Origin of the sequence: Octadecabacter dasysiphoniae (assembly GCF_021532615.1) — a bacterium.
Taxonomy (GTDB): domain Bacteria; phylum Pseudomonadota; class Alphaproteobacteria; order Rhodobacterales; family Rhodobacteraceae; genus Octadecabacter; species Octadecabacter dasysiphoniae.
Genome location: NZ_JAKGAQ010000004.1, coordinates 131,212 through 141,796, shown reverse-complemented (window position 1 = coordinate 141,796; position 10,585 = coordinate 131,212). Strand labels below are relative to the sequence as shown.

The 10,585-nt window shown below is 57.5% G+C and carries 12 protein-coding genes; 2 read left to right on the top strand and 10 right to left on the bottom strand.

Annotated elements, in window-relative coordinates:
• Positions 1 to 9 precede the first annotated feature (9 nt).
• The 10 genes from oppB to L0664_RS15025 form a co-directional block, all read right to left on the bottom strand.
• Positions 10 to 933 (bottom strand): oligopeptide ABC transporter permease OppB, encoded by a 924-nt coding sequence (oppB, locus tag L0664_RS15070; RefSeq protein WP_235226722.1) that lies wholly within the window; start codon positions 931 to 933, stop codon positions 10 to 12.
• Between the two features lie 63 nt (positions 934 to 996).
• On the bottom strand, positions 997 to 2,637 hold the full coding sequence (locus L0664_RS15065; RefSeq protein WP_235226721.1) for a peptide ABC transporter substrate-binding protein: 1,641 nt from the start codon (positions 2,635 to 2,637) through the stop codon (positions 997 to 999).
• Positions 2,638 to 2,827: 190 nt separating this feature from the next.
• Positions 2,828 to 3,436 carry an urease accessory protein UreG gene (gene ureG, locus L0664_RS15060; protein ID WP_235226720.1) on the bottom strand — a complete coding sequence of 203 codons (609 nt, stop codon included), beginning with the start codon at positions 3,434 to 3,436 and terminating at the stop codon, positions 2,828 to 2,830.
• The gene (locus tag L0664_RS15055) at positions 3,433 to 4,071 is read right to left on the bottom strand and encodes an urease accessory protein UreF (RefSeq protein WP_336247111.1); all 639 of its coding nucleotides are present in this window, start codon (positions 4,069 to 4,071) and stop codon (positions 3,433 to 3,435) included. The genes ureG and L0664_RS15055 overlap by 4 nt, the downstream gene beginning before the upstream one ends.
• A complete protein-coding gene (locus L0664_RS15050) occupies positions 4,055 to 4,501 on the bottom strand; it encodes an urease accessory protein UreE (RefSeq protein ID WP_235226719.1) in 447 nt (148 codons plus the stop codon). The genes L0664_RS15055 and L0664_RS15050 overlap by 17 nt, the downstream gene beginning before the upstream one ends.
• Positions 4,501 to 6,210 (bottom strand): urease subunit alpha, encoded by a 1,710-nt coding sequence (gene ureC, locus L0664_RS15045; RefSeq protein WP_235226718.1) that lies wholly within the window; start codon positions 6,208 to 6,210, stop codon positions 4,501 to 4,503. Before ureC ends, L0664_RS15050 begins: the two co-directional genes overlap by 1 nt.
• 11 nt (positions 6,211 to 6,221) lie before the next feature.
• Positions 6,222 to 6,671: an SRPBCC family protein gene (locus L0664_RS15040; protein WP_235226717.1), complete on the bottom strand. Its 450-nt coding sequence runs from the start codon at positions 6,669 to 6,671 to the stop codon at positions 6,222 to 6,224.
• Positions 6,672 to 6,977: an urease subunit beta gene (locus tag L0664_RS15035; protein ID WP_235226716.1), complete on the bottom strand. Its 306-nt coding sequence runs from the start codon at positions 6,975 to 6,977 to the stop codon at positions 6,672 to 6,674.
• A gap of 9 nt (positions 6,978 to 6,986) precedes the next feature.
• Positions 6,987 to 7,289 (bottom strand): urease subunit gamma, encoded by a 303-nt coding sequence (locus L0664_RS15030; RefSeq protein WP_235226715.1) that lies wholly within the window; start codon positions 7,287 to 7,289, stop codon positions 6,987 to 6,989.
• 1 nt (position 7,290) lies between these two features.
• A complete protein-coding gene (locus tag L0664_RS15025; RefSeq protein ID WP_235226714.1) occupies positions 7,291 to 8,088 on the bottom strand; it encodes an urease accessory protein UreD in 798 nt (265 codons plus the stop codon).
• A 313-nt stretch (positions 8,089 to 8,401) separates the two neighbouring features.
• Between L0664_RS15025 and L0664_RS15020 the strand changes: the two genes are divergently transcribed.
• Positions 8,402 to 9,091: an ImuA family protein gene (locus L0664_RS15020; protein ID WP_235226713.1), complete on the top strand. Its 690-nt coding sequence runs from the start codon at positions 8,402 to 8,404 to the stop codon at positions 9,089 to 9,091.
• Entirely contained in the window at positions 9,060 to 10,526 is a 1,467-nt protein-coding gene (locus L0664_RS15015) for a DNA polymerase Y family protein (protein WP_235226954.1), read from the top strand. Before L0664_RS15020 ends, L0664_RS15015 begins: the two co-directional genes overlap by 32 nt.
• Positions 10,527 to 10,585: the final 59 nt, after the last annotated feature.

Sequence of the window (10,585 nt, the reverse complement as noted above, 5' to 3'; positions counted from 1 at the left end):
GGCAGCCCCCTAGTATCTGATCTTCGGGTCGACCCATGCGTAGAGAACGTCGACCAGAAGATTGAAGAGAATGGTCAGCGCACCGACCAGAATAGTGATGCCCATGATGACAGCGTAGTCACGGTTGAAGGCTGAGTTCACAAAGAACTGTCCGATACCGCCCGTTGAAAACGCAACGTCGATCACAACCGAACCGGTGATCATTCCTACGACCGCTGGCCCAAGGTAGGATATCACGGGCAACAACGCGGGTTTCAGCGCATGGCGCATCACAACACGGCGCATGGGCAGTCCCTTGGCCAGTGCCGTGCGAATGAAATTGGAATTCATCACCTCAAGCATGGAAGACCGCATGATGCGGGCAATTGACGCCATATAGGACGTCGACAGCGCGATAACGGGCAGGATGACGTGATTCCATTGACCGCCATTCCAACCGCCCCCCGGCAACCATCCGAGCCACAGGGTGAAGATCAAGACAAGCACAGGCGCCATCACAAAATTCGGCAAAGCCTGCGCGCCGATGGTGATGCCAACGGCAAGGTAGTCGAGCCATGTGTTCTGGCGCAGCGCAGCAACAATGCCCAGCGACACCCCCACCACCAAGGCGACCAGTGCAGACCACGCCCCATAGGTCAGCGTTACTGGAAACCCTTGGGCGATCACATCGTTGACCGTGCGGTCACGGTATTGAAACGACGGGCCAAAATCGAACCTAAAGACCACGTTGTAGACGTAGTCATACATCTGTTTCCAATAAGGTTGATCAAGCCCGTAGCGCGCATTGATGTTGTCCATCACCGCCGCAGGAAGCGGGCGTTCGTTCGTGAAAGGGCCACCCGGGGCGGCGAACATCAAAACGAACGAGAAAATAATAAGGATGAGCAAGGTCGGCACGGCGACCGCCAAGCGTTTTGCAATAAAGGTATACATCAGATTGTCCTAATAAAGGCCCTGCGCCACACGGACATGGCGCAGGGTTTACGTCGCGTGCGGTTACTCGGACGCGCTGATGTAGAGGTCTTTTGAATACCAGTTCTGCAACAGGTTTTCTGTCGGCCAATTTTCAAGATTTGGCGCTTTCATCCGCACAGACGCGTAGTGATAAATGGGGAGGAAATAGGCGTTGTCAGATGCGATCTGCTCCGCCTGTTGATAAAGCGGCATTGGGTCGTCAGCCGTCTTGGCCCCTTGCAACAGCGCATCAATCTCTGCGTCAGAGAAACGGCCATCGTTATATGGCGACTGTGTCGTCATCAGGTCGGTATAGGTGGATGGTTCATTGTAATCCGCACACCAAGCCGAACGCGCCACTTCGTAGTTCTGCTCACCTCGGGTGTTCAGGAAGGTTGCCCATTCTTGGTTGGCCAGCGTGGATTCGACGCCTAACGTCTGCTTCCACATCTGGCCGATTGCCACGGCCACGGATTGGTGGCTGTCGGATGTGTTGTACATGATTTCAAGGCTCAGCGGGTTGTCCGGCCCGTAGCCTGCCTCTGTCATCAGCTCAACCGCCATAGCGTTGCGTTCTGCCTGGGTCATGGAGGCTGCTTCAATTTCGGGCTGTTCCCAGCCGCTGATCGCCCAGTGCGTAAATGTCCAAGCCGCCTTTTGGCCACCCGCCATGACATTGGCTACGATCACATCGCGGTTGACCGCAAGGCTAAGCGCGCGACGCACGTTCGCGTCTTTCAGCGCCTCAGGGCCGCTGTCGGATTGGTTGAATTGGTAGTAATAGGAACACGAGTTCGGAAAGCTCAACGCTTCGCCGGGGTATTCTGCGTTCAGGCGCGGGAACTGGCCCGCCGGAACATCCATCACAAAGTCGATTTCACCCGCAAGGTAGCGCGTCAGCGCCGCGTTGCTGTCATTGATGATCAGCGCTGTGACTTCTTCCATGATGGTACTGTCGTTGTCCCAATACATCGCGTTACGTGCCCGCACGAGCTTTTCTTGAGGAACATATTCGGTCAGCACATAGGCGCCATTGGACACGATGTTTTCAGGTTTCGTCCACTCGGAACCGTGTTCTTCGATCGTGGCTGCATGCAACGGGAACGTCGTTGGGAAGGTCGTCATTTGTGGAAAATAGGGACGCGGCGCATCTATCGTGTACACGACAGTCATATCATCCGGCGCTGAAATGCCCAGCGCATCGACAGGCATATCGCCAGCAATGACAGCGGCCGCATTCGCAACGCCCATGACTTCAATATACCATGAATATTCAGACGCGGTTTCGGGGTTTGCAGCACGTTGAAGCCCGTAAACGAAATCAGCGGCAACAACCGGATCACCGTTGGACCACTTGGCATTATCGCGCAGCGTGAACGTATAGGTCAGCCCGTCATCGGACACTTCATACCCAGTCGCAACGCCCGGTTCGACTTCGCCAGATGCGTTTTCGATCATCAGGCCTTCGAACAGGTCACGGGCCACGGATGCGCCCTCAACGTCTTCGACCAAAGACGGGTCAATTGACGGAAAATCATCAAGAATCGAGTAGGTGAACGACTGATCTGTCGCCAAAGTTACGCCTGTTTCAGGGTGTGTTGCATGGGCGTCAGCCATCACCATACCGCCAGTCGCAATCAGCAAAGCGGCTGCCGAGGTAAGAAGTTTTGTTCTATATGTCATGTATTTACTCCCAATGTTGGACGACCCGGCATCCAAGCAACAGGTCGTCATTTCCAGGATCAAGTGAGTAGTCACAAGAATACGTCGATCCTTGAGGGAGTCACTTTAGAACGCAAGGGTTGTGTCCACCTGACCCGACGACAACAGTCCGGCACCCGGTCACACGGCACGTTTTGGGGCGGAATGCCGCCTATAGACCGCCGATCTGACCGGCAAGGGCCGCGACCTCGGCCGTGCCTTCCCCGTTTCGCAGTGAACAAAAAACAAAAGGGCGGCCCGCGCGCATTTTTGTGGCGTCACGATCCATGACCGAAAGGTCTGCACCAACATGCGGGGCAAGATCAGTTTTGTTGATCACCAGCACATCGGACTTGGTGATCGCGGGGCCGCCTTTGCGCGGTATTTCCTCGCCTGCGGCCACGTCGATCACATAAAGGGTTATGTCGGCCAGCTCTGGCGAAAATGTCGCCGAAAGGTTGTCGCCGCCGGATTCAATCAAAACAACGTCCAGATCAGGATGGCGGCTTTGCATTTCTGCGACGGCCGCGAGATTGATAGACGCATCTTCGCGAATGGCAGTGTGTGGGCAGCCGCCTGTTTCAACACCGATAATGCGATCTGACGGTAAAACTTGCATCCGCACCAACGCTTCTGCGTCTTCTTGGGTGTAGATATCATTAGTAATGACACCAACAGACATGGTTTGTGACCATAGCTTTGCCAGTTCAGCTGTCAGGGTCGTTTTGCCCGCGCCCACAGGGCCGCCGATGCCAATGCGAAGGGGTCCGTTATTGCTCATGTGCGAAAGACTCGTGTTGTTAGGGTTTCATGGCGCATGGCCGCAATATCGCTGAGGAATGCTGTGCTGGTCAGGGTCGCCAGATCACCCGCCTTTGCGATTTCGGCAATCTGTGAACACAAAGGGGCGAACGTCGCAATTATCTGGTGCCCTTCTGTTTGCCCGATCGGGATTAAACGAACGCCGACGGATACAAGACTGCTGACAAGCGCCTGTAAATACATAGAAATCGTCAGGTGGAGTGGTAGGTCAGCCAAACATGCAGCACGCCCGACGGCCACAGGATAGGTTAACCCACGCAGGTCATAGCCGGTCAGGGACGTGGTGATTTTGCAAAACGCATCCCCTTGCAAATCGGCCTCCATGACGCGCTCTTTTGAGGCCATAAAGGCACGGGCGTAGGCGTCAATCTGCACCGCATCACCGTGGTATGCCGCCGCAAGAAACACCGCATCGTTGTGACCCGATCCTTGGCGCAGGACAGTTTCGATCCAGTCAGACAATGTTGCCGCATCTACGATCCGCCCGTCTGCAATCGCTTGTTCCAGACCGTGGGAATAGGCAAACGCACCGATGGGGAAACTGGGTGAAAACCACTGCGCGAGGGTCAGAACCGGATCAGTGCGCATGGCCATGTGTCCGCCCGTGCCCATAGGCGCCGCCCTCGGGGGTGAAGGGCCAATGAACCTCTTCGATGCCCGCGCCAAGCTTTTCCAGCATGCCTTTCATGACGTGGTTGCGTTGGATCAAAACGTGATCCGGTGCCATCTGGCAAGGCGTGTGGCGGTTACCGATATGCCAGACCAAACGCACCAGATCGCCCGTGATTTTATAAAGGTCTTCGTCTGCCGCAATACATTCAATCACCCGCCCATCGGTCAGTTCAAACGCATCGCCGTTTTCGACAGATGTGGTGTGTTCCAGATCAACCAACAGCGTTTCGCCGTGGGCTGTTTTGATCACTTTGCGGCGCAAAAACCGTTCATCATAGGTCAGCACGCACAAATCAAAATTGCCCGACCAATGGCCCGCACGCCGAATGTTATGACAGGAATAATCCACCATCAGAACATGAAGTACCGCTGCGCCATGGGCAGGGTTTCCGCGGGTTGGCAGGTTAGCAATTCACCGTCTGCGCGGACCTCATAGGTTTCTGGATTCACGTCAACAGAAGGGAGCGCATTGTTAAGGATCAGGTCTGCCTTGGAAATGTTTCGTGTGTTGCTGACGGCGATTGTCTTCTTGGCAAGGCCAAGGGTTGCGCGCAATCCCGCATCCTGTGCGGCCCCGGATACAAAACTGACCGAGGTCTGCGCCAATGCCCCACCCAGCGCGCCAAACATAGGTCGCGTGTAAACAGGTTGGGGCGTCGGGATAGATGCATTCGGATCCCCCATTTGCGCCACAACAATCGTGCCGGCCATCAACACCATTTCGGGTTTTACGCCAAAGAACGCGGTGTCCCAAAGCACCAGATCGGCACGTTTGCCTTCTTCGATTGATCCGATGTGCTGGCTGATGCCGTGCGCAATCGCCGGATTGATCGTGTATTTCGCAATATAGCGCCGCACGCGAAAGTTATCGTTCTCGCCGGTTTCTTCAGCGAGCCGTCCGCGTTGTTTTTTCATCTTGTCAGCGGTCTGCCATGTGCGGATCAGGACCTCTCCGATGCGGCCCATCGCTTGGGAATCTGACGCGATGATCGAAAACGCGCCCATGTCGTGCAGGATGTCTTCGGCGGCGATGGTTTCGCGGCGGATGCGGGATTCAGCGAACGCCACGTCTTCTGGGATCGATTTGTCGAGGTGGTGACACACCATCAACATATCCAGATGTTCTTCGAGAGTGTTGACCGTGAACGGCCGCGTCGGGTTCGTCGAACTGGGCAAGACATTGGCATCGCCACAGATCTTGATGATGTCGGGTGCGTGACCACCCCCCGCGCCTTCGGTGTGGAACGCGTGGATCGTGCGCCCTTTGATCGCGGCAACGGTATTTTCGACAAAGCCACTTTCGTTCAGCGTATCCGTGTGGATCATCACCTGCACGTCCATATCATCGGCCACGGACAGGCAGCAATCGATGGCGCCCGGTGTGGTGCCCCAATCCTCGTGCAATTTCAGGCTACACGCCCCCGCGTTCACCATTTCAACCAAGGCGGCTGGTTGGGACGCATTGCCCTTGCCCGACAAACCGATGTTCATTGGAATACCGTCAAACGATTGCAGCATTCGCCCAATATGCCATGGCCCCGGTGTGCAGGTCGTCGCCAAGGTGCCGTGCGCGGGGCCAGTACCACCACCAAAACAGGTGGTGACGCCAGAATGGAGGGAGTCCTCCATCTGTTGTGGGCAAATGAAATGGATGTGGCTGTCCATGCCACCTGCTGTCAGGATGCGCCCCTCGCCGGCGATGGCCTCGGTGCCCGGACCAATGATGATATCAACGCCGCTTTGCGTATCGGGGTTGCCGGCTTTGCCGATCTTGTGGATCAGCCCGTCCTTCAGGCCCACATCGGCCTTATAGATGCCCGTGTGATCAACGATCAGCGCGTTGGTGATGACGGTATCCACCGCACCTTGCGCACGCGTGGCTTGGGATTGCCCCATGCCGTCGCGGATGACCTTACCACCACCGAATTTTACTTCTTCGCCGTAGGTCGTCAGATCGCGTTCGACCTCGATAATCAGGTCAGTGTCGGCAAGGCGCACCTTATCGCCCGTGGTCGGGCCGAACATGGCGGCATAGTCGCTGCGTGAGATTTTGGTAGCCATGAAACCCTCGCTTAGGTGGCGTCGCTCAGGCCCAGAAGGGCGAGGCGCGGTTTGTGTCGTTTGGAGTAAACAAATTTCGCCCACAGGCGATAAAGCGGGGTCAGGACCCCCGCATCTATTTCGATATGATCGTGTAGTTGCGCGCCATTGCCATGGGGCTGAACCGTCAATCGATGGTCCCAGCGTTTAATCCCTGCCCCGCGTTCACGGCTTTGGAAAACACGGGCGGTATCATCGCAGAACTCAACCTCCATGTGATAATCTTGCGGTGGTAGTTTCCCGAACAAGCGGACCTGAACGTCAAACACCTGTCCTGTTTCGCAGCGCCCCTCGGTCGGCATACCTGTGAAGGTCACAATGCCATCCATCACATCGGCAAAGGCGGCAAAATCTGTTGCCACGTCCCAGACCGCATCAGGGCTGGCGTCGTATTGGTGATAAAGATCAACCGTTGCAGTCACTTACAATTCTCCCATCACGGCTTGGTTGAAGCCGAACACACGGCGCGCGCCACCATAAGGGATCAGGTTCACTTCGCGCCGCTGGCCCGGTTCGAACCGCACAGCGGTTCCCGCAGCAATATCCAACCGCATACCGCGCACGGCATCACGATCAAAATCAAGCGCGCTGTTGGCCTCAGCGAAGTGGTAGTGCGATCCGATTTGCACAGGTCTATCGCCCGTGTTCGCAACAATAATTGTAACGGCCTCGACGTACGCATTCAGGGTCACGGTGCCGGGTGCGGTTATGATTTCTCCGGGGATCATGGCGGCTCCTTAACGAATGGGGTTATGAACGGTGACAAGTTTTGTGCCGTCCGGAAAGGTCGCCTCGACCTGCACATCGTGGATCATTTCGGCAATGCCATCCATGCATTGATCACGTGTGATGACCTGCGCGCCGGCCTCCATCATATCGGCGACGGAGCGACCATCGCGCGCGCCTTCCACAACGGCATCCGTGATCAGCGCGATGGCTTCGGGGTGGTTTAGTTTCACCCCGCGTGCCAGCCGTTTACGGGCCACTTCGGCGGCCATCGAAATCAGGAGTTTGTCTTTTTCACGGGGGGTCAGTTGCATGTCAGATCATCCAAGCCTTGGGAAGGGAAGCCGCGCTGAGGGTTTCGAGCACGGGGATAAGAACGGCGCGCAGCAAAAAACTATCGACTGCGAGGCAGCGAATATGAAGCACATCATCGCCAATCAGGCTGGCACCGGCAGTGTCAGGCAGTGCGGCGCGCACGGGTTCAAGATGGGCCGCAGCATCCGGTGCAATGTAGATAATCGATGCCATCGCCAAAGCACCATTCGCCGCCGCAGATTTGGCCAATTGGGCGACCACATCGCCGGACAACGTCATTGCATCACAAAACAGCGGGACACCGTCGCGGTAGATTTCAACGCGGTCACTGAATTGGACATCGTGCAAGGCTTCGCCCATCGCCGCACGCCCGAACACCACGGGTTCGACAAACAAGAGCCGGGCGTCAGCCGCAAGATCAGCCCGCAAAGTGCGGCGATATCGGCTGCGATCAAATAAGATCGTTTCTTGCGGCAACCAGTTGAGGCGCGCTTGCGCACCTACCGTTAATGTTGTCGTTAAATGCCCCGTTTCAGTGGCTTGCGCACCGTAGGCTCTTTCGGCGGCTTGGGTTGTAACGGTCAACTTTGTGTCTGCGCTGGCTTCGAACGTCAGATTAAACTGATCGCCCCCTGTAATGCCGCCCGCCGTGTTGACCAGAACCGCATGCAGCCCGTCGTCACCACTGCGCGGAAACACCAGCTTGGCCGATCCCGCCTGATGCAGATCACGGATCACAGAACCACGCGGACCGATCTTGGTTGCCAAACGCGCAACACCACGCGCGCGCGGTTGCACGGCGGTGTTGGTTTTCTCGGCAATATCAGTCAGCAGGGTGATGGCAGGCTCCGCGATAAAATCAGCACCACGTTAGCCACCCTTGCAGCACGGCCACCAGAGTTTGCCCACCAAGTTGCTTCGAAAAAATGCCTTCTGCCCAATAAATGGGCAAAGCACCGATAATCCGTTGATGAGCGGTGTGACGTGGCCCGTCCCGATTTCATAACAGGATCAACGCGGCGACTGCCCATCCCACATACAGACTGTTTGACCAAGCCGCCATCCCAATGTAGAACAAAGTGTGAACATTTTGGGAATCGGTGCGTCGTGTATGCGGTCATTACGTCTTCAGGAAAGTCCGGCAGGGCAAGCGGATGGTCGGGCAAACCAGCCCGATGTGGCGATACCTACGTTGTCGGAAATTTTCCCCGAAAGCGTGCAGGATGCAGCCGCTGTGGGCTATATGTTGTCACGCTTGCCCAAGACCGATGCGCCTGTTTTGTGGGTGCAGGACCGTCTATCGCGCCGCGAATCCGGCAGGCCGTATCTCGCGGGGATCGGCACACAACGGCCCATCATTATGGTCGATCTATCCCGCGCAACAGACGTTTTATGGGCGATGGAAGACGGATTGCGCTGCCGCGCCTTGGGTGCTGTCATTGGCGAAATCTGGGGCGATCCGCCTGTGTTGGATTTCACGGCGACAAAACGTCTTGCGATGCGATCCGAAGCAGCGTCAGTCCCTTGCTGGCTGATCAGGCGCGCGGCGGCCACAAATTTAAGTGCGGCACGCGATCGATGGCGCGCAGCCTCGCGCCCCTCAGCAACCAATCCACACGACGCGCAAGCACCCGGATTGCCACGCTGGGGCCTCGATCTGTTCCGCTCGCGTCGTCTGAAACCGGGATCATGGGTGGCCGAATATGACCGCGCGTCGGATCGTCTCTATCACGCTGCCACAACTGAGCATGGAACGCTGGACGTCGGTGATGAACCGTCACGGATCGGCGCCGCCGGATGACGTGCCACTGGTTCTAGCCCGCGAAGGCCATCATGGCCCTGTCGTGCACGCCACCAACCGCACCGCGCGCGCCATGGGCATCAACAAGGGTGCGCGGATCGTGGATATGCGCGCAATCTGCCCGGAACTGCGGGTGGAATACGCCGATATTGCGGGGGACCGGCGCGCGCTCGACAACCTCGTGCTTTGGGCACGGCGCTGGTGCCCATGGACAGTGCGTGACGGCGAAGACGGGTTGATCCTTGATACCACCGGATCGGATCATCTGATGGGCGGTGAAGCCGCGATGCTGATCGAGATGGAAACGCAATTGTCGCTGCTCGGGCTGACTTCTCGTCTTGCAGTGGGGCCCACGTGGGGCGCGGCGTGGGCCTTGGCACGATTTGGACCCGTGCGCTCAATTTGCGGCGGCGATGAAGCGTCATGGAAACTCGGTGCGCTGCCTGTGGATGCGTTGCGCCTGAACGGGGAAACCTTGTTGTTGCTACGCCGGTTGGGGCTGAAAACCATCGGTGCCGTGATGGACGTGCCGCGCCTGTCGCTGACGCGCCGTTTCGTCAAAGCCGCGCTCGACGCAAACCCGCTGATGCGGCTGGATCAGGCCCTTGGAAAAACGCCCGAACCTGTGGCCAGCGTCAACGCCGCGCCGCGGATTCACGTGCAAGCAAAGCTGGCTGAACCGATCTTTGACCCCACATCCTACCTGCCTGACCTCTGTGAAGACCTGTGTGAAAAGCTGGCGCACACGGGGCAAGGGTGCCGACAGCTGCACCTGATAGTGTACAAAACCGATGGCGAAGTCAGCAGCATTACAGTTGCAACCTCCGCCACCACCCGCGACCCGAACCACCTGCACGGGTTGTTTCGCGACAAGGTCGAAAAGATCAATCCTGGCTATGGATTTGATCTGATCACACTGGCCGCGGGCGGAGTTGAGCCGTTGCGGTTGGTGCAAAACAGCCTTGATGGTGGGTCCGATGATGACTTGCATCTGTCACGCTTGGTTGATCGCCTGAGCGCGCGGTTCGGACCACGCGCCGTCACGCGCCCCATCCTGCATCAAAGCCATATTCCCGAACGTGCCGAAGGCCAGATTGCGGCACTGGCGACCATGGACCGCCCCCAAATCGCAACGCCCAAAGAACGCCCCATCCGCCTGTTTGACCACCCCGAAGAAGTCCGCGTTCTGTATGCCGTACCCGAAGGCCCGCCCGCGCAATTCATCTGGCGCAGGCAAACCTACCGCGTGGCGCGCTACGCAGGCCCCGAACGTATTGCGCCCGAATGGTGGAAAGACCGCCCCGGCACGCGCCTGCGCGATTATTTCAAGGTTGAAGACGCGACAGGGCGGCGCATCTGGCTCTACCGTGAAGGGCTGTTTGAGGACGGGCGCGGCGGCGATCCGCGCTGGTTCGTGCACGGGTGTTTCGCGTGAATGTTAAGGGTATCGCGTGGGCAGACACAGGAGCCTCCGGCGGGAGTTTATCTGGCCAG